The sequence below is a fragment of the Micromonospora sp. NPDC049089 genome, from assembly GCF_040648775.1.
Classification (GTDB): domain Bacteria; phylum Actinomycetota; class Actinomycetes; order Mycobacteriales; family Micromonosporaceae; genus Micromonospora.
The window spans coordinates 1-18,928 of the sequence record NZ_JBEZEH010000141.1 but is presented as its reverse complement, the minus strand read 5'-3'; the positions used below and the strand labels follow the sequence as shown (position 1 = coordinate 18,928).

General features: G+C 72.4%; 15 protein-coding genes and 1 pseudogene. 7 read left to right on the top strand and 9 right to left on the bottom strand.

Features of this window, described 5'->3' with window-relative positions:
* Positions 1–32: 32 nt before the first annotated feature.
* On the bottom strand, positions 33–1,394 hold the full coding sequence (locus AB0B48_RS22530; RefSeq protein WP_357204519.1) for a cellulase family glycosylhydrolase: 1,362 nt from the start codon (positions 1,392–1,394) through the stop codon (positions 33–35).
* Positions 1,395–1,768: 374 nt separating this feature from the next.
* On the opposite strand from AB0B48_RS22530, the gene AB0B48_RS22525 reads away from it, so the two are divergent.
* Together AB0B48_RS22525 and AB0B48_RS22520 are read left to right on the top strand one after the other, a co-directional pair.
* On the top strand, positions 1,769–2,731 hold the full coding sequence (locus AB0B48_RS22525) for a TIGR03557 family F420-dependent LLM class oxidoreductase (protein WP_357204517.1): 963 nt from the start codon (positions 1,769–1,771) through the stop codon (positions 2,729–2,731).
* Positions 2,728–3,603: an alpha/beta hydrolase gene (locus tag AB0B48_RS22520; protein WP_357204516.1), complete on the top strand. Its 876-nt coding sequence runs from the start codon at positions 2,728–2,730 to the stop codon at positions 3,601–3,603. The genes AB0B48_RS22525 and AB0B48_RS22520 overlap by 4 nt, the downstream gene beginning before the upstream one ends.
* Before the next feature lie 3 nt (positions 3,604–3,606).
* Here AB0B48_RS22520 and AB0B48_RS22515 read toward each other — a convergent pair whose 3' ends face one another.
* From AB0B48_RS22515 to AB0B48_RS22485, 7 genes are all read right to left on the bottom strand, one after another.
* The gene (locus AB0B48_RS22515; protein WP_357204514.1) at positions 3,607–4,392 is read right to left on the bottom strand and encodes a hypothetical protein; all 786 of its coding nucleotides are present in this window, start codon (positions 4,390–4,392) and stop codon (positions 3,607–3,609) included.
* A 65-nt stretch (positions 4,393–4,457) separates the two neighbouring features.
* On the bottom strand, positions 4,458–5,267 hold the full coding sequence (locus AB0B48_RS22510; RefSeq protein ID WP_357204512.1) for an endonuclease/exonuclease/phosphatase family protein: 810 nt from the start codon (positions 5,265–5,267) through the stop codon (positions 4,458–4,460).
* 8 nt (positions 5,268–5,275) lie between these two features.
* Positions 5,276–6,766, bottom strand: a complete 1,491-nt coding sequence (locus AB0B48_RS22505) for a phosphatase PAP2 family protein (RefSeq protein WP_357204510.1) — start codon at positions 6,764–6,766, stop codon at positions 5,276–5,278.
* Between the two features lie 68 nt (positions 6,767–6,834).
* Positions 6,835–7,836 carry a YihY/virulence factor BrkB family protein gene (locus AB0B48_RS22500; RefSeq protein ID WP_357204508.1) on the bottom strand — a complete coding sequence of 334 codons (1,002 nt, stop codon included), beginning with the start codon at positions 7,834–7,836 and terminating at the stop codon, positions 6,835–6,837.
* Positions 7,829–8,833, bottom strand: a complete 1,005-nt coding sequence (locus tag AB0B48_RS22495) for a diacylglycerol kinase family protein (protein WP_357204506.1) — start codon at positions 8,831–8,833, stop codon at positions 7,829–7,831. The genes AB0B48_RS22500 and AB0B48_RS22495 overlap by 8 nt, the downstream gene beginning before the upstream one ends.
* 93 nt (positions 8,834–8,926) lie before the next feature.
* Complete coding sequence (locus AB0B48_RS22490; protein ID WP_357204523.1) at positions 8,927–9,505, bottom strand: Clp protease N-terminal domain-containing protein; 579 nt, start codon at positions 9,503–9,505, stop codon at positions 8,927–8,929.
* Positions 9,505–9,741, bottom strand: a complete 237-nt coding sequence (locus AB0B48_RS22485; protein WP_030336062.1) for an HTH domain-containing protein — start codon at positions 9,739–9,741, stop codon at positions 9,505–9,507. The genes AB0B48_RS22490 and AB0B48_RS22485 overlap by 1 nt, the downstream gene beginning before the upstream one ends.
* 152 nt (positions 9,742–9,893) lie before the next feature.
* Here AB0B48_RS22485 and AB0B48_RS22480 point away from each other — a divergent pair, with 152 nt between their 5' ends.
* The 3 genes from AB0B48_RS22480 (at position 9,894) to AB0B48_RS22470 (ending at position 14,072) form a co-directional block, all read left to right on the top strand.
* Positions 9,894–10,754, top strand: a complete 861-nt coding sequence (locus AB0B48_RS22480; RefSeq protein WP_357204504.1) for a universal stress protein — start codon at positions 9,894–9,896, stop codon at positions 10,752–10,754.
* A gap of 67 nt (positions 10,755–10,821) precedes the next feature.
* A complete protein-coding gene (locus tag AB0B48_RS22475; protein WP_357204521.1) occupies positions 10,822–13,215 on the top strand; it encodes a phosphoketolase family protein in 2,394 nt (797 codons plus the stop codon).
* Between the two features lie 11 nt (positions 13,216–13,226).
* Positions 13,227–14,072 (top strand): universal stress protein, encoded by an 846-nt coding sequence (locus AB0B48_RS22470; RefSeq protein ID WP_357204502.1) that lies wholly within the window; start codon positions 13,227–13,229, stop codon positions 14,070–14,072.
* 46 nt (positions 14,073–14,118) lie between these two features.
* Here the strand turns inward: AB0B48_RS22470 and AB0B48_RS22465 are convergent, their stop codons facing one another.
* Positions 14,119–16,464 carry a heavy metal translocating P-type ATPase gene (locus tag AB0B48_RS22465; RefSeq protein ID WP_357204500.1) on the bottom strand — a complete coding sequence of 782 codons (2,346 nt, stop codon included), beginning with the start codon at positions 16,462–16,464 and terminating at the stop codon, positions 14,119–14,121.
* 232 nt (positions 16,465–16,696) lie between these two features.
* Between AB0B48_RS22465 and AB0B48_RS22460 the strand changes: the two genes are divergently transcribed.
* Positions 16,697–17,680: a nitroreductase gene (locus AB0B48_RS22460; RefSeq protein ID WP_357204498.1), complete on the top strand. Its 984-nt coding sequence runs from the start codon at positions 16,697–16,699 to the stop codon at positions 17,678–17,680.
* Between the two features lie 40 nt (positions 17,681–17,720).
* Positions 17,721–18,928, top strand: a pseudogene (locus AB0B48_RS22455) (GAF domain-containing protein); the annotation flags it as partial.

Sequence of the window (18,928 nt, the reverse complement as noted above, 5' to 3'; positions counted from 1 at the left end):
GCCCGGTGCGGGCCCGGCCACCGGTCCGACGGTCAGCTCGCCGTGCAGCTCACCGCCGGCAGGCTGTTGGTGCCGCTCCAACTGCCGAGGAAGCCGAAGCTGGCGCTGGCCCCGGGGGCCAGTCGTCCGTTGTAGTCCGTGTTGCGGGCGGTCACCGTGGTTCCGCTGCTGGTGAGCGCCACATTCCAGGACTGGGTGACGCGCTGGCCGTTGGCGAAGGTCCACCCGGCGGTCCAGCCGGTGATCGCCCTCGCGCCGGCGGTCACCCGTACCTCACCCTGGAAGCCGCCCTGCCACTGGTTGGTCACCGTGTACGTCGCCGTGCAGCCACCGCTGGGGGGCGGCGTGGTCGGCGGGGGCGTCGTCGGGGGTGGGGTGGTCGGCGGGGGCGTCGTCGGCGGTGGGGTGCCGCCGAAGACGGTGGCCTCGCGGGCGGTCTGCCGGATGCCGTTGACCCCGTTGAAGAGGCGCTGACCCCAGTCGGTCAGGCTCGCCGGATTGAAGTTGGTGGCCAGGTCGAGATACTCGACGCCGCCGCCGTTGCCGCTCCACGACCAGCCCAGCCAGCCGACCCCGTTGGCCTGGCTGAACGCGAGGATGGCGTCCTCGTCCGGGTTGCCGTCGGAGTGGTTGAAACCGAACTCACCGACCACGATGGGCAGCCCCGCCGTGCGGAACCGGCCCAGGTAGTCGCTGATCTCCGCGGCGGTGTCGAAAACCCCGTACATGTGGATGGAGAACACCGTGTTGCGGGCCGGGTCGGCGGCGAAGACCGACGCGGCGTTGTCGCGCATGGTGAACGACCAGTCCTGCCCCCAGTTCGGCGCGTCCACCATGATCGTGTGGGTCAACCCTCCGGCCCGCAGGCGCTTGATCGCGTTGGCGTTGTCGGTGGCCCACGAGCCGTAGTTCTGGTTGCCGTACGGCTCATTGCCGATGTTGACGATGACGTACCTCTCCTGGCCGGCGAGGACGTCGGCGAGGCTGAGCCAGTAGTCGACGGCGCGGTCGAGGGTGATCGCGCCGCTCTGCTCGCCGTACCCGGTGGTGTCGTGCACCTCCAGCACGCAGATCAGCCGGTTGGCCTTGCAGAGCGAGATGACGTTGGCGACGTCGGCGTTGGTGTTGCGGGTCCACCGGTCGCCGCTGGAGAGCACCACCCGCACGGTGTTCGCGCCGAGCGCCTTGACGTCGGCGAACGAACTGGTCTGCTGCGGGTACCAGGTGTGCGCGTGGTTGACGCCGCGCATGATGAATTCGGCGCCGTTGGCGTCGTACAACTTGCCGCCAGCGACGGAGAACCCAGCCGCGGCGTGTGCCGGCTGGCCGAACGCCAGCACGGTGACGAGCAACGCGAGCAGTGTCGCGCCGGCGGCGGAGAGTCGAGTCTTCATGGCCTTCCTCAGGGAGGACCCCCGGTGCCCGACAGGGGTGGGGACGTGACGGGGAAGGCGGCTGCAGCCCGGCAGCCGCGCCCGGCTCCCGGCGCAGGCATCAGCGTAGGACGATGGATTGGTCCTCGCAACCGGTTCAGTTGACGGGCCCGCAGCCCGGACAGCCGCAACGGCCCACGCGGACGCGGGCCGTCACGGGGCGGTCATCCCCACCACAGGATGTGCGCCACACCCGGGTCTTAACCGGTTAAGAGCGACGGTAGGCAGGCGGTCGGCTCCCGTCAAGCATCGCGGCAACCGAACCGGACGGGAGGGTTGACCGCCGTGCACCGGGGTATCCCGGGAACGATCCGTCAGTGAGAGGGGATACCAGGATGGTCAGCGTCGGCTACACCCTGATGAGCGAGCAGGCCGGGCCCAAGCAGCTGGTGGACCATGCGGTACGGGCCGAGGCGGCTGGCTTCGACCAACTGGTGGTGTCCGACCACTACTACCCGTGGCTGGACTCCCAGGGCCACTCCCCGTACGCCTGGTCGGTGCTCGGCGCTGTCGCCCACGCCACCTCCCGCGCGGAGCTGATGTCATTCGTGACCTGCCCGATCCGCCGCTACCACCCGGCCGTGGTGGCGCAGAAGGCCAGCACCATCGGCGCGCTCTCCGACGGCCGGTTCACCCTCGGCCTGGGTGCCGGGGAGAACCTGAACGAGCACGTGGTCGGCGGCTGGCCGCACGTGCAGCAGCGGCACGAGATGTTCGAGGAGGCGTTGCAGATCATCCGGCCGTTGCTCAACGGCGAGACGCTGACCTTCTCCGGCAACCACTTCGACGTGCCCGACGCCTACGTCTGGGACCGCCCGGAACGGCCGGTGCCGATGGCCGTCGCCGCGTCCGGTCGACAGTCCGCGACGTTGGCCGCCGAGTACGGCAACGGCCTCATCTCCACCGAACCGGACCGGCACATCATCGAGATGTACGACGATGCCGGGGGCGCCGGCCAGCCCCGCTACGGCCAGGTGGCCATCTGCTACGGCCCCGACGAGGCGGAGTGCCGCAAGATCGTGCACGACCAGTTCCGCTGGTTCGGAATGGGTTGGAAGGTCAACGCCGACCTGCCCGGCCCGGAGTCGTTCGCCGCCGCCACCCAGTTCGTCCGCGAGGAGGACGTCGCCGAGGGCATCTCCTGCGGCCCGGACGTGGACGCGCACGTCGAGGCGTTCCGCAAGTTCGTCGACGCCGGCTTCACGCACGTGGCGATCATCCAGGTGGGTGGGGAGAGCCAGCCGATGTTCCTGGACTGGGCCCAGGAGCAGCTGCTGCCCCGGTTGCGCGAACTGTGAGCCAAGGCGCGGCACCCCGGCCGCCCGGGTCGACCCACCGCAGCGCCCTCGGCCGGTTCGGGCCGGCCGAGTTGCGGCTCGCCATGGCCGCGCCCCGGCCAGCCGCAGGCCTCACCAGTGAGTGGCGACTCGTCGACGGACTGCGCACCCACACCCGCCGCAGCGCCGACCCGGGGACCGGCACGCCACCCGTGGTGCTGGTGCACGGCCTGGCCGTCTCGCACCGGTATCTCACCCCGCTGGCCGTCGCGCTCTCCACCACCCATCAGGTGTACGTGCCGGACCTGCCCGGCTTCGGGCTGACCGAACACCCCCGAGGCGCGTACGACGTTCGCCGGCACGCCGAACACCTGGCCGCCTGGCTGGCCGCGTACCAATTGCCTCCGGCCTGTCTGCTGGGGCACTCGTTCGGCGCGGAGGTGGTCGCCGCGGTCGCCGCGCTTCACCCCAATGCGGTACGCGCGCTGGCGTTGGCGGGACCGACGAGCGACCCGGCGGCCCGAACCCGACGGGGCCAGTTCGGTCGTTGGCTGGTGGACAGCCTCCGCGAAGCGCCACTCCAGGCCCCGATCCTGGTGCGGGACGTGTGGAACGCCCGGCCCTGGCGGGTCCTCGCGACGCTGTCGCACTCGGTGCACAACGCCATCGAGGCGGACCTCGTCCGCGTCACCGCGCCGACCGTCGTCGTGGCCGGCGATCGCGACACTGTCGTACCGCAACGGTGGCGGGACGAGGCGACACGGCTGGTGCCGCAGGCGTCCCTGGTGGTCGTTCCCGGTGCCGCGCACAACGTGGTCACGACCGCTCCAACTGCCGTCGCTGACGCGATCCGGCACCTGCTCGCCCCTCATCCCGCACTCACGGACAGGTGACCATCATGCGCTTCGGCAACACGGAGATCCGCCCGCTCGGCGGTGGCCTCGGCTGCCTCCTGATGATCCTCTTCTCGATCGTGGCGTCGGTGGTGCTGACCGTCCTGTTGAATCTGGTGCTCTGAGCCCTCGCGCCACCGGCACGACCGTCACCGACCAGACCCACCGGACTCCGGACAGCAGCGGGCGCAGCAGCAGTCGGTGGAGCAGTCGCAGCACCCGGCCGGCCGTCCGCCACGCACCGACCACTGCGGCGACGACCAGCCGACCGACGGGCGTCAGCACCGTGCCCAACCATCGCAGCGGCCACAGGACCAGGTACCTGGCGAGCCAGACCAGCACGCGCCCCAGGACCACGAGGGCCGGACGCAGCCCATGACGGGTCAACCAGACCAGCGCGGGCCAGATCACCGTGCGGACGACCCACACCAGCGGGAGCCACAGCAGGTGCCGGGCGCACCAGACCAGCGGAAGCCAGACCAGCCGGTGCAGCAGCCAGGCCAGGGGGGCCAGCAGCCAGCGACGCAGGAACCGGCCGGCCGGGCGGAGCAGGTACCGGTGCAGCAGTCGGCTGGCAGCCACGATCAGCTCCCAGAGCAGGCGTACCGGCAGCACCACGACCAGCGCCACACCACGCGCGACGGCCACGACGAGCGGAGGCGCGACGGCGGCCGGCTGCGCCCTGCCCGAGACCGGCGGGTCGGCGGCCGGACGAGCCCACGCCGGCGCGGCCCGGTGATCGTTCGGCGGACCTGGCAACGGCGAGCGGACGGTGCGGCGGTCGGTCACGGTGGCACGGTAATCGGCCGGCGCCACGCCCTGGGTGGCACCGGCCACGCGAGCCGACGGCGGCGTCAGCCGGGAGACAGCTCCAGCGTGGCGAGCAGCGGATAGTGGTCGGAGGCGGTGGCCGCCACCCCGTCGCGGATCACCCGACAGTCGCGCACCCGCTGCGCCACCGCCGGACTGCCGAGCAGGTAGTCCAACCGCATCCCGGCGAACTCGGCCCCACCCAGCCCGGTGGGCACCGTGTAGCCAGCGGCTTCCGGCGCGTCGGCGTTTCCCGACGGCCAGAGGTCGACGAGACCGGCGGCGAGCAGCCGGGCGACCGCCCGGGTATCCACCGTGTCGCCGGAGCGACGCAGGTGCCGCCGCCGGTAGAGGGTGGGCATACCGGCCAGCCGGTCGGTGTGGTCGACGGTCGGATCGAGCGAGTTGAGGTCACCGGTGATCAACGTCAACGGCCCCTGGTCGCGGCGCATCGCGGCGATCAACCAGTCCACCTCCATCCGCCGCCGACCCCCGGAGTACGGGTAGAGGTGGGTGCCCAGCACAGTGAGCGGGCCGGCCGACGTGGCCACCACGACGCGGGCGGCGGCATGGTGGAACGGCCGACGCACCGGCCTCGCGTCGACGACCCGGTACGGCGGCCGGACCAGCACCGCCACCGGCTGCCCGAAGCAGGACCGGGCCAGGTGGGGAACCATCCCCACCCGGCCCGCCACGCCGGCCATCAAGCCGTCCCTGTCGAAGCCTCGCAACTCCTGCAGGGCCAGCACGTCCGGTGCCTGCTCGTCGATGACCTGAACCACCTGATCCAGCCGGTCGAGGCCGCCGCGGTCCCGGCCGCCGGTGCGGATGTTCCAGGTCATCGCCCGCAGCACGACGGCACTCAGTCAGCTCTGCCGGCCCGCGCCAGCTCGTCGTCGAGGGTGTCCACGTCCTCCGACTCGATGGCCGGTTGGTTGCCTTCCTTCAGGTCCTCGTTCGGTCGGATCACCAGGTAGAGCAAGCCGATCCAGAGCGCGGAGAGCAGGATCGCGCCCATGAAGTCGGTGGGGTGGTGCATCCCCCGGTACATCCGGGACGTGGCCACCCCGACCGGCATGATCACGGCCAGCCCCACGAAGATCCAGCGCCACCACCGGTCGGTACGCGGGAACACGATGAGGGTGATCGCCAGCCAGACGCAGATCGTGGCCGCGATGTGCCCGGACGGGAACGACGAGGTGGGCATCTGCCCGTCCAGGTTCTCCACCGGCGGACGCGGCCGGTCGACCGCGCGGGCCGACGCGAGGAAGAGCGTCAGCTCCCCCACCATCGCCAGCGCCACGAAGAGCACCGGGCGCCAGCGCCGCCACACCGCCAGCACCAGCGGGCAGAACACCAGCGAGATCAGCAGGATGGCATGGGTGTCACCGAACTTGCTCCACCACCAGCTGACGTCGGTCAGCACCTCGGTGTGCCGTTCGGCGAACCACTGCGGCACCTTGGTGTCGAGGGTGTCGAAGAAGGTGCCCTTGGCGTGGTAGCTGACGTACGTGCCGAAGCCGTACAGCGCGCCGAACACGATCACCCAGCCGACCAGCAGCTCGGCCACCGCCGACCGGGGATGGGCCAGCACGTGTTCCTCGGCCGGGGCGGGGGCGATGTCGTGCCCCGCCTCCGGCTCCAGGCCCTCGGTCAGCGGCGGCACCGGCTTACCCCGCTCCCGCCGCCACAGGCGGAAGGCGTACGCGGTGACGCCCAGCCAGGCGGCCCCGAGCAGCCAGGCGGCCAGCACGTCGGAGACGAAGTGCACGCCCAGCGCGATCCGGGTCAGCCCGACCAGTGCCACCAGCACACCGACGCCCACGATGGCCGGCTTGCGCCAGCGGGGTGCCATCGCCGGCAGGAACACCAGCAGCAGCGCTCCGTACGCGACGAACGAGCCGAGCGCGTGCCCGCTCGGGAAGCTGTTGCCGGGCGCGCTGGCGATCGGCACGTCCACCACCGGGCGGAGCCGGCCGACAAGCGTCTTCAGTGACGGGTCGAGGATCAGGCCACCGACCCCCGTGATGATCAGGTAAACGGCGAGTCGGGGCTGCCGCCGGATCAGCAGACCGACCACGGCGATGGTGACCAGCCAGATGAGGATCGGCCGACCGCCCAGGTCCGTCACCGCCTGGAGCACGGTGACCAGCGCGTGGTGCGGGGCGACGAGCCCGTTGAACCACTCGGCGAGCCCGTGGTCGACGTCCTGCAACGGGCTCCACTGCACCCGGACGAGCAACAACAGCAGCCCGAAGGCCACCCCGGCACCGGTGACGGCCACCAGACCGGCAATGCTCCGTTCGGCGAAATGACCGACCGGACGGTGCGCCACCTCTTTGACCGCGGCCACCCCGCACCTCCCTTTCCTGTCTGGCGAGGCGCTTTACCCGATCTGCGTCCGTCGTACACGCCACAGCGCTAGAGCGCCGACATGTCCCCGGTGTCGTACAGCTCGGCGCGGTCCGGGTCGGGCTCCCACAGATCCGGTTGGGCGGGCTCCCGCACGCCAATGCGCAGCGCCTCCAGTTGCGCGGCGAAGGACAGCCCGCCGAAGAGCGCCATCCCGGTCAGGTTGGCCCAGAGCAGCAGCGCCATCATGCCGGTCAGGGCACCGTAGGTCTGCCCGAAACCGTCACTGAACCGCACGTACGCGGCGAGCAGCAGGCTGGCCAGCCACCACAGTGCGGTGGCGATGCCGGCTCCGAAGAACAGCCAGGACAGGCCGGGCTGGTTGCGGCGCGGCGCGTGTCGGAACAGCACGGCGACGGCGACGATGGTCAACCCGAGGCTCAGCGGGAAGCGGATCACGTCCCAGATGCCGTTGGCGAGTGCGCCCCACTCGTAGTGTTCGCGCACCGAGTCGCCCATCGCGCCGCCGCCGACCAGGATCAGGAAGCCGGCGAGGGCGGGCAGGCCGGCGGTGACGGCCAGCACGGCGGCCCGCAGGTATTTGCGCAGCGCCGGGCGGTCCCGCTCGACGCCGTAGATGCGGTTGGCGCCCCGCTCGATCTGGGCCATCGTGGTGGTGAGCGCGAACAGGCCGGTGAGCAGACCGAGGGTGAGCGCCAGCTCGCCGGCGTCCTCGACGCGTTCGCCCTCACCGAGCAGCTCGGAGACCACCTGCTCGCTCTGGCCGGGGGTGAGCGCCAGGACGGTGTCGGCGACCACCTGGCCGCCCTCCCGGACGCCCAGCTCGCTGATCAGCCCGGTGAGGGCGATCAGGAACGGCACCACGGCGAGGCAGAGTTGCAGCGCGAAGGCCCGGGAGTGGCTGAACCCGTCGCCGTAGCGGAACCGGATGAACGCGTCCCGCAGCAGGTGCCAGCCGCCCTGCCGGCGCAGTGTGTGCCAGGCGTCGTCGGCGGACAGCTCCTCGTCGGCCATCAGCCGGGTCTCCGGCACGATCCGGGTGCTACTCACGGCGCGCTTCCTCGATCAGCTGCTCGCCCCGCTCCCCGGCGCCTTGCGCGTCAACGGCCAGGTCGGGGGCGCCCTCGGGCTGCGGAACGCAGAGCCAGAGCGCCTGCGGTCGGATCTCCGCCCGCAGGTGCCGACCCGGGGAGATCAGGTCGCCGTCCAACTCCCGAGGCTGCGCCCGGTTGCTGCTGACCACCACGCGCCGACCCCGGAACACCTCCAACTGCGGCACCTGACCGCTGCGGCGGATCACCGCCCAACCGAGCGCGAGCCAGTGCCGCAGGTTTCGTGGGGTGAGCACGGCGACGTCGAGCCAGCCGTCGTCCGGCTCGGCCTCGGTCAGCAGTGTCACTCCGCCCTGCAGCCGGCCCACGTTGGCGATCAGGACCGAACGGGCCCGGCGGCGCACCACCGGCCGGTCGTCGATGCGGATCTGCACCCGCATCGGCCGGTCCCGCAGGTGGCGGACGGCACCCACCACGTACGCGGGCCAGCCGATGCGGGCCTTCGTCGTCTCGTTTGTGGCTTCGAGCATCTGGGCGTCGAAGCCCATGCCGGCCATCACTGTGAAGTACTTGTCCTCCACCGCGCCGACGTCGAGCAGCCGCCGGCCGCGTTCGACGGCGACCTGGAGCCCGGCGGCCAGATCGGTGGAGAGCCCCAGGTTGGCGGCGAGCAGGTTGCCGGTGCCCTGCGGCAGCACGGCGAGGGCCACGTCGGTGCCGACCAACCCACTGACGCAGGCCATCACGGTGCCGTCGCCGCCGCAGGCGAAGACCAGGTCGACGCCGGCCTTGACGGCCTCTTCGGTCTGGCCCCGACCGGGGTCTTCGACAGTCGTCTCGTACCACTGCGGCTCGGGCCAGCCGGCCGCGGCGAGGGCGTCGTCGACGGTGCGGCGCAGCTCGTCGAGATCGTCGACCTTCGACGGGTTCACCACCACGGCAGAGCGCAACCCGCCGTCGCCGCCAGCGGGCCGCCTGTCCTGTCCAGCATCCACGGCGTCAGTGTGCAGCACCCGGGCGGCTTCAGCGACCCGGCGGCGACGTGGCGTCGGAAGTGCCACAGACAGGTTTCAGAATGCTCGTGCCCGTCAGGCCGCCGCCCGCAGGGCGATCTCCACCCGTCGGCGCAGATCATCGAGGTCGACCCCGGACTCGGTGAGCACCACCGCTCCCAGCCCGTGGCCCTCCCGGAGCACCCCGAGCAGGATGTGCTCGGTGCCGATGTGTTTGTGTCGCAGTCGCAGGGCCTCCCGCAGGGACAGCTCCAGCGCCTTCTTGGAGCGGGGCGAGAACGGGCCGCCGAGGTAGCGCTTACGCCCCCAGCGGCGACGCGGCGCCGGCACCGCCTCCCGTAGCGCGTCCGGGCCGAAGGACTGCTCGATGCGGGCCACGATCGCGGCCAGGTCGATGCCGATCTCCCGCAGGGCCGCCGCGTCCGCGTCGCCGAGGCCGGCGCCGCCGCTGACTGTGTGCCGGCGGACGCGTTCGCGCAGGTCGTCGGCGCGTACCCCGGCGTCGGCGAGCACCCGGCTGGCCAGCCCGGCGTCGTCGGCGAGCAGGGCGAGCAGCAGGTGCTCAGTGCCGACCGGGCGTTGGCCCTCGACCCGCGCCTCCTCCAGCGCCCGTCGCACCACGTCGCGTGCCCGGTCGGTGAACCGTTCGAACATCACGCCTCCCAGGATGAGTTGACCGCCGGTCGCCCGGCGTGCTTCTTGTGCACTGCCTGCCGGCTGACCTCGAGCGTGTCGGCGATCTCCTGCCAGGACCAGCCCTGCCGTCGGGCGTTGTCGACCTGGACCACCTCGAGCCGCTCGAGGAGCCGGCGTAGCGCGCGGACGGCGCGCAGCCCGACCCGGGGGTCGGTGCTGCCGGCTGCCGCCGCTAGTTCTGTCGCCTGACTCATGCCGTCAACATACGTTGACAACCCCCCGCCTGTCAACCCTGGTTGACGAGCGGCGACCGCGGCGGATCGGACCCGCCACCGCGCTCGTCCGACTACCCTCGGTCAGGGACAGCTTGGTCGTGCCGGGCGCGACGCCCGGGAGGTGATATCGGATGGCCGCACCCGCCGACGCAGCGGTGCTGGTCGGCCTCGGGTCGAAACTCGACCTCCCGGTCGTCGAACAGGCCGCGCAGGAGGCCGCCGGACACGGCCGGCCACTGCACCTGCTGCACACCTTCGACTGGCGCGCGGCCTTCGCCGCGGACACCGTCGCCGCACCCCGCGACCAGGCCGAAAAACTGATCACCCGCGCCGCCCAACTCGCCCACCAGACCGAGCCAGGGCTGACCGTACGCGGGGAGATCGTCGAGAGCTCCGTGCTACCCACCCTCATCCGCCGCTCGGAGGTCGCCTTCCTGCTGGCCGTCGGCGACAGCGGCATGGCGGGCAGCGGTCAGTGCGTTCCAGCCGAGACGACAGCCGTGCAGTTGGCCGCCCGGGCCGGATGCCCTCTGTTGGTGGTCCGACGTGAACCGCCGCCACAGGGCCCGGTGCTGGTGGGCGTCGACGGCTCCCCCAGCTCACACCTCGCCCTGCGATGGGCCCTGACGTGCGCGGCCCGCCGCGACGCCCGACTGCTGGCCCTGCGGGTGGTGGAGTACGACGAGGACACCGACGCGGTCGCCGAGCAACTCAACGAGGCAATGGCCCGGCACGCCGGCCGCGACAACACCGTGCCGACCGAGTGTCGCGTGGTACGCGGCGACCCCGCCGACGTGCTGATCGACACCTCCCGCAACGCGCAGGTGGCGCTGGTCGCCGCCCGCGGCGACGAGCCGGGGCGGGCCATGCTGGGCGCGGTCGCCCAGTCCCTGCTCTACCACTCCCCGGCCCCGGTGGTCGTCGTCCGCGGCCTGGCCGAGGCGCCGCTGACCGGGCCCGGTGCCCGCCCGGCGCGGGACCAACGGCCCTGACCCCGGGCGTCCGCACCGGCCAGGCTGGACGCCGGAGGCCCCACTCCTACCCGCGAGAGGCAGCATGATGGAGACCGCTCTCGACGTGCACCACGCCCTCACCGACGACGAGCTGCGCCGGCTGGACGCCTACTGGCGCGCCGCGAACTACCTCACCGTCGGGCAGATCTACCTGCTGGACAATCCGCTGCTGCGCGAGCCGCTGACCCCCGACGACATCAAACCCCGACTGCTCGGGCACTGGGGCACCAGCCCCGGCCTCAATCTGATCTACGCCCACCTCAACCGGGTGATCGTGGCGCGCGACCTCAACGCCATGCTGGTCACCGGCCCCGGCCACGGCGGCCCGGCCATCGTGGCCAACACCTGGCTGGAGGGCACCTGGTCGGAGCGCTACCACGACGTGGCGCGCGACGAGGCCGGGATGTCCCGGCTGTTCCGCCAGTTCTCCTTCCCGGGCGGCATCCCCAGCCATGTCGCGGCGGACGTGCCGGGTTCGATCCACGAGGGCGGCGAGCTGGGGTACGCGCTGAGCCACGCCTACGGCGCCGCGTTCGACCACCCGGACCTGCTGGTGGCCTGCGTGATCGGCGACGGCGAGGCGGAGACCGGGCCGCTGGCCGGCAGTTGGCTCTCCGACGTGTTCCTCAACCCGGCCCGTGACGGCGCGGTGCTGCCCATCCTGCACCTCAACGGTTACAAGATCGCCAACCCGACGGTGCTGTCCCGGATCCCCGAGGACGACCTGCTGGACCTCATGCGTGGATCGGGCTACCAGCCGTACGTCGTGGCCGGTGACGAGCCCGCCCGGGTGCACCGGACCCTCGCCGCGACGCTGGACCGCGTGCTGAGCGAGATCGCCGAGATCCAGCGGAGGGCGCGCTCCGGAGGCGTCGTCGAACGCCCCCGCTGGCCGATGATCATTCTGCGGACGCCGAAGGGCTGGACCGGCCCGAGTGAGGTCGACGGCACCCAGGTGGAGGGCACCTACCGCGCCCACCAGGTGCCGCTGTCGGGCGTACGCGACAACCCGGCACACCGGGCCGAGTTGGAGCGCTGGCTGCGCAGCTACCGGCCGGAGGAGCTGTTCGACGCGACCGGCGCGCCGGTGGAGGAGCTGCTGACGCTGCCGCCGCGCGGTGACCGGCGGATGAGCGCCAACCCCGTCACCAACGGCGGCGTGGTGCTGCGCGACCTGACTCTGCCGGACTTCCGCGACTACGGCGTGGAGGTTCCCGAACCTGGTACGCCGATCGCCGGCGCGACCGGGGTGCTCGGCCCGTGGATCCGCGACGTCATCAGCGCCAACCCGGAGACGTTCCGGCTGTTCGGCCCGGACGAGGTCGCGTCCAACCGGCTGGGTGCGGCGTTCGAGGTGACCGACCGGGCCTGGGTGGCCGCCACCGTGCCCGGCGACGACCACCTCTCCCCCGACGGGCGGGTCATGGAGGTGCTCTCCGAGCACCTGTGCCAGGGCTGGCTGGAGGGCTACCTGCTGACCGGCCGGCACGGCGTGTTCACCAGCTACGAGGCGTTCATCCACATCGTCGACTCGATGCTCAATCAGCACGCCAAGTGGCTGAAGGTGACCCGGGCCATCCCCTGGCGGCAGCCGATCGCCTCGCTGAACTACCTGCTCTCCAGCCACGTCTGGCGGCAGGACCACAACGGCTTCTCCCACCAGGACCCGGGCTTCATCGACCACGTCGTCAACAAGAAGGCCGAGGTGGTGCGGGTCTATCTGCCGCCGGACGCCAACACGTTGCTCGCCACGATGGACCACTGCCTGCGCAGCCGGCACTACATCAACGTGGTGGTGGCCGGTAAGCAGGCCGCCCCGAACTGGTTGACGATGACCGAGGCGATCCAGCACACCCGGCGCGGCCTGGGCATCTGGGAATGGGCCAGCAACGACGGCGACACCGAACCGGACGTGGTGCTCGCCTGCTGCGGAGACGTGCCCACCCTGGAGACGTTGGCCGCCGCCGAACTGCTGCGCCAGCACCTGCCGAGATTGAAGGTGCGCCTGGTCAACGTGGTCGACCTGATGCGCCTCCAGCCGGACACCGAGCATCCACACGGTCTGACCGACAACGAGTTCGACACCATCTTCACCCAGGACCGGCCGATCATCTTCGCGTACCACGGTTATCCATGGCTGATCCACCGACTCACCTACCGCCGCACGAACCACGAGAACCTGCACGTGCGCGGTTACAAGGAGGAGGGCACCACCACCACCCCGTTCGACATGGTGATGCTCAACGACCTGGACCGCTTCCACCTGGTCATCGACGTCATCGACCGGGTGCCCGGGCTGGCCGCCAGCGCCGCGCACCTGCGCCAACGGATGGTCGACGCCCGGCAGGCGGCCCGCGACTACACCCGCCAGTACGGCGAGGACGACCCCCAGGTCGCCGAATGGCGCTGGGTCCGCGAAACCGACCCGACCACCCCCTGAAGGAGGACGACGTGCGCAACGCGGAGATCCTGGTCGGCTATGACGGCTCCACCGACGCCTCGATGGCCGTGAACTGGGCCATCGACGAGGCGCGGCACAGCGGCCAGCCGGTGCGGCTGGCGTACGTCTTCGAATGGCTGACGGTGGCCAGTTGGGTCGGTCCGGGCGTGGCCCCCGGCGTGTGGCCGGACGACACCGCCCGCCGTCAGGTCGACGACCTGGTGCGCAAGGCCGCGGCGGACGCCACAGCGGCAAACCCCGGGCTGACCATCACCGGCGAGGTGTACGACGGGCCGCCCGCGCTGGTGTTGCAGGAACGCTCGGCGGACGCCGGGATGCTGGTGCTCGGCAGCCGGGGTCACGGTGGATTCGGTGGCCTGCTGGCCGGGTCGACGGCGGTCTCGGTCGCCGCGCACGCCCACTGCCCGGTCGTGGTGGTCCGGGACGGAGCCGACAAAGCCCTGGCCGGCCCCGTGGCGGTCGGCGTGGACGGCTCGGAACCGTCGCTGGTGGCGCTCGGCTTCGCGGCCGAACGGGCGGCACAGCGTCAGGTGCCGTTGCGTGTCCTGCACGCCTGGACACCGGGCCCCAACGCCGAGGCCGGGGTGCCCGACGAGCGGGCCGCCGTGGAGCAGGCGCTGGAGCCGTGGCGGCGGACGTTCGCCGAGCTGACCATCGCCGTCGATCTGGTCCCGACCAGCCCGGCGGCCATGCTGATCGAGGCGAGCCGGGACGCGCAGCTGGTGGTGGTCGGCAGCCGCGGCCGGGGCGGGCTGGCCGGAATGCTGCTCGGCTCGGTCAGCCAACAGCTCATCCAGCACGCCCACTGCCCGGTCGCCGTGGTCCGCGAACGCTGACGTCCACCGGGCGGGGCCGCACCGGTGTGCGCGACCTGGCCCGAAGTCACCGCCGGGCGGTCGTCGGGTCGGACGGGTCGAGGGAGAAGAACTCCTCCTCTTCCTGAGCCAGGTGCAGGCGCAGCACCGCGTCCAACCCGTAGAGGGTGGCCAGCAGGTCGGGAACCTGATCGGGGCGCGGCCGGCCGTCGGCGGTCTGGGCGAGTTGGGCGCCGAGCAGGTCCACCTGGCGGCGGATCTCCACGTGTGCCCGACTCATCGTCGACGTCGCCTCCTCGCTGCCCAGCGGGGCGGCCAGCGCGGGGTAGAGCTGTCGCTCCTCGGCAGTCACGTGCGGCAGCACGCGTTCGGTCAACCGGCGGTACGTCTCGCGTACCGCCGGCAGGCACCTCGGCGAGGCCGGGTCGGTGGCGACCAGGTCGGCGGTGTCCCGCAACCCGGCCAGCACGTCGCGGACCGCCTGATGTTCCGCCCCGTAGTGGGCGAGCAACTCCCGGGTGCGCGGCGGGACGTCGCGCCGGCGCAGCCCACCTCCCAGTGCCCGCAGCGCGTTGAGGATCACCAGCACGTCGATGCCCTCCTGAAGGAACGCGCCAGCGACCGGGGGCAGCCGACCGGCTGCCGCCACGAGCATCGCCAGCACGGCCAACCCCATCCCGACGGTGGCGCTCTGCACGGCGATCCGCCGGGCGTACCGGGCGATCTCCACCGCGTCGGCGAGCCGGTCCAGCCGGTCCACGGTGAGCACCGCGTCCGCCACGTCCGCCGAGGCGCTCGCGCCGGTCGCGCCCATCGCCACGCCCACGTGCGCCTCAGCCAGCGCAGGAGCGTCGTTGACCCCGTCGCCGACCATCACGGTGACCGCCCGGTCGGCTTCGGCCCGTACCCGGTTCACCTTCTCCTGTGGCGTGCACTGGGCGAGTACGTCGTCCACGCCGACCGCCTCGGCGACCTGAGCGGCGGTGGCCGGCTGGTCACCGGTGACCATCACGATGCGCCGCAGCCCTGCCGCGCGCAGCCGGCGTACGGTTCGGCGGGCGTCGGGGCGCACCGGATCCTCCAGCAGGATCGCGCCGAGCACGCCACCCTCGTCGCTGACCCACACCGCGGACCAACCGGCCAGCTCGGTGCGGGCCCGCGCCCGGTCCGCCCAGTCGGGCAGCTCACCGGTGAACTGGCCGACCTGGATCAGCCGCCCGTCGACCCTGCCGCTGACCCCCCGGCCCGGCTCCTCGGTGACTCCGGTCGGCTCGGTCAGCGCCAGCCCGCGCTCCCGGGCCTGCCGGACCAGCGCGGCGGCCAGCACGTGTGGGGAGAGCTGTTCAACCGAGGCGGCCAGCCGCAGCACCTCGTCCCGGTCTCCGCCCGGGGCGACCACCGTCTCGGCGGCGCGCGGGCGGCCGGCGGTCAGCGTGCCGGTCTTGTCCACCAGCAGTGTCCGAGCCCGGCCGAGCAGCTCCAGCGCGCCACCGTCGCGGACCAGGACCCCGCGCCGGGCCACCCGGGACAGGCCGGACACGATCGCGATCGGGGTCGCCAGAAGCAGCGGGCAGGGGGTGGCCACCACCAGCACCGCCACCGCCCGGACCACGTCGCCGGAGAGCAGCCAGCCCAGCCCGGCCAGGACCAGCGTGAACGGCACGAAAGCGGCGGCGTACCGGTCGGCCAGCCGCACCATCGGGGCCTTGCGGGCGGTCGCCTCCTGGGCCAACCGGACGATCCCGGCGTACGTGCTCTGCGCCGCGCTCCTTGTCGCGCGCATGCCGAACCCCGCGCCGGCGTTGACCACACCGCTGGCCACCGCCTCCCCGGCGGCCCGCTGAACCAGCCGCGACTCTCCGGTCACCACCGACTCATCCAGCGTGGCCGCCTCGTCGACGGTCCCGTCGACCGGCACCACGTCTCCCGGGCCGACCAGCAACCGGTCCTCCACCGCCACCTGGTCCAGCGGCACCACCTCGATCGCGCCGCCAGGCCCACGCCGACGTGCGGTACGCGGAGCGCGCTCCAGCAGGGCCCGCAGGTCGCGGGTGGCCCGGCGCTGCGCGTACGCCTCCAATGACCGTCCGGTCGCCACCATCACCGCGATCACCGCCCCGGCCAGGTACTCCCCGACCCCGAGCGCACCGGCCAGCGCCAGCACGGCGATCACGTCCACGCCGAAGTGCCGGTGCCAGAACGCCCGCAACATCGACCAGACGGCGGGCAGCAGCGCGACCACCGTGACGGCCGCCCAGATCAGGTCGGCTGCGCCGGCCCGGCCGGCGATGCGCAACACCGCACCCGCCAGCACTGCGGCGGTGAGCCCGACCAGCGGCGCCCACGCCCACCACCGCCGGACACGTCCGCGGACCGGCTGCTCCGGTACGCACTCGTTCGGCTCGGCCCCCACCTGCGCATCGTCGCAGCCGGTGGGCGGCCAGCGGCCGGACACCGGGCGTTTTACCCGGTGTCCGGACGTCGTGGCGGTGTGCCGGACCTGGTAAGGCGGGCGTAACGGCTCGGCGTGGTCGGGACCTGCGGCCCCTGCGGGCACACCACCGGATGGCACAGGATGAGGCGGCAACCCCAGACACGGCGACGCGCCGTACGGCACGATGAGCAGAGACGGAAAGGTCGTGACCATGAGTCAGGAGAGTCAGCTGACCACCGCGCTGGCGGAGGCCGCCGCCACAGCCGGCCACGCCCCCTCGGTGCACAACACCCAGCCGTGGCGTTGGCGGGTGCTGCCCGACGCGCTGGAGCTGCGCTCGGTCGCCGACCGACAGCTCGCCGCCAGCGATCCCGAGGGTCGACTGCTCGCGATCAGTTGCGGCACCGCCCTGCACCACGCCCGACTGGCGCTGGCCGCCGAAGGGTGGCGAGCCGTGGTGGAACGGCTGCCCGACCCGGCCGACAGCGAGCTACTGGCCCGGCTGACCGACCTCAGCCACACCACGGCCGACCCGGACGCCATGCGCATGGTGCAGTGCATGCAGGTCCGGCACACCGACCGGCGGCCGGTCAGCGACGAGCCGGTGCCGCCGACCGCGATCGAGGAGATCACCCGGGCGGTCACCGCCGAGGGTTGTCGTTTGCAGATCCTCGACCGCGACGAGATGTTGGAGTTGGCCGCCACCGCCGGGCACGCCGACACGGTCGAGGCCGAGGATCCGGAGCTGCGCGCCGAGCTGGCGTACTGGACCAGCCGGGCCGACCCGGGCACCGGCCTGCCGGCGGAGGTGCTGCCCGAGCAGCCCCCGCAGACCACAGTGCCGGGCCGCGACTTCGGCCGTCCCGGCAGCCTGCCGATAGGTCCGAGCCACGACCGGATGGCGGTGTACGCGATGCTGCACGGCGACGAGGACGAACGGGACAGCTGGTTGCGCGCGGGCGAGGCCCTCTCCGCCGGTTGGCTGACCGCCACTCGGCTTGGCGTGTCAGTGGTGCCGCTCAGCGCGGTGGTGGAGGTGCCGGGCACCCGGCAGACCCTGCGTCAGATGCTCTCCGGGATCGGCTTCCCGTACATCGCGTTGCGGTTGGGCATCGCGGACCCGACGCAGGCGGGTCCGCCGCACACGCCTCGGTTGACCACCGCGCAGGTGGTCGACACCTCCGCTGTCCGTTGACGGGTCTGGGGACGAACGGCACCGGCGCTACCATGCCTCGATGACCAGCAGCGTGCCGCCGCCCCGTCCGGAACCAACGGCGACACCGTCGCTCGGGCTGAGCCCGCTGTCGCGGGTCCGCCTCGACGAGCTGCTACAGGAGATGCTGGTCCGGGTCGGTGAGGTGGTGACCAGCCGGGAGCGCTTGCGGGCCCTGCTCGACGCGGTGGTCGGCATCGGCACCAACCTGGATCTGCGCACCACCCTGCAACGCATCGTGCAGGCGGCCTGCGAGTTGGTCGGCGCCCGGTACGGCGCGCTCGGTGTGGTCGGCCCGGACCGGCTGCTGCACGACTTCATCGTCCACGGCATCACGCCCGAGCAGCACGAGCAGATCGGCGACCTGCCGCACGGGCGGGGCGTGCTCGGCCTGCTCATCGACGATCCCCGGCCGCTGCGGATGCCCGACATCACCCAGCACCCCCGCTCCTACGGGTTCCCGGCCAACCACCCGCCCATGCACAGCTTCCTGGGCGTGCCGGTCCTCATCCGTGACCAGATCTTCGGCAACCTCTACCTGGCGGAGAAGCAGGGCGGTGCCCAGTTCACCGAGGACGACGAGGAGATCGTCGTCGCGCTCGCCGCCGCCGCCGGCGTGGCCATTGAGAACGCCCGCCTGTACGCCCTGGCGCACCGGCGGGAACGCTGGCTCGCCGCCACCGCCGAGATCACCTCGGTGCTGCTGGGCGAGGTACGCCGTACCGACGCGTTGGCGTTGGTCGCCCGTCGAGCCCGCGAGGTCGCCGAGGCCGAGCTGGCGCTGGTGCTGCTCTACGACACCGACACCGAGCAGTTCTCCGTGGAGGTGGTCGACGGCCCCGACGAGCAGGCCCACGCGCTCGTCGGCGCGGTCCTGCCCGCCGCCGACACCAGCTTCGGCGCGGCTGTCGCCGAGGGCCGGCACGACCAGGTGGACGACCTGGCGCACGCCGCGCCGTGGCCGGCGCTGCTGCACACCGGCCCGGCGATGATCTCGCCACTCACCACCGCCGAGGCCCTGCACGGCGTGCTGATCGTGGCGCACCGGCCGGAGCGCGGCGGTGGCGCCAGCGAGGAGGACCTGACGCTGCTGGGCAGCTTCGCCGGGCAGGCCGCGCTGCCCAGGGACCGGGCGCGCGGCCAGGAGGTACGGTAACTGCTGGTGGTGCGGGGGGACCGCGCGCGGTTCGCCCGCGACCTGCACGAGGTGGTGATCCAACGACTCTTCGC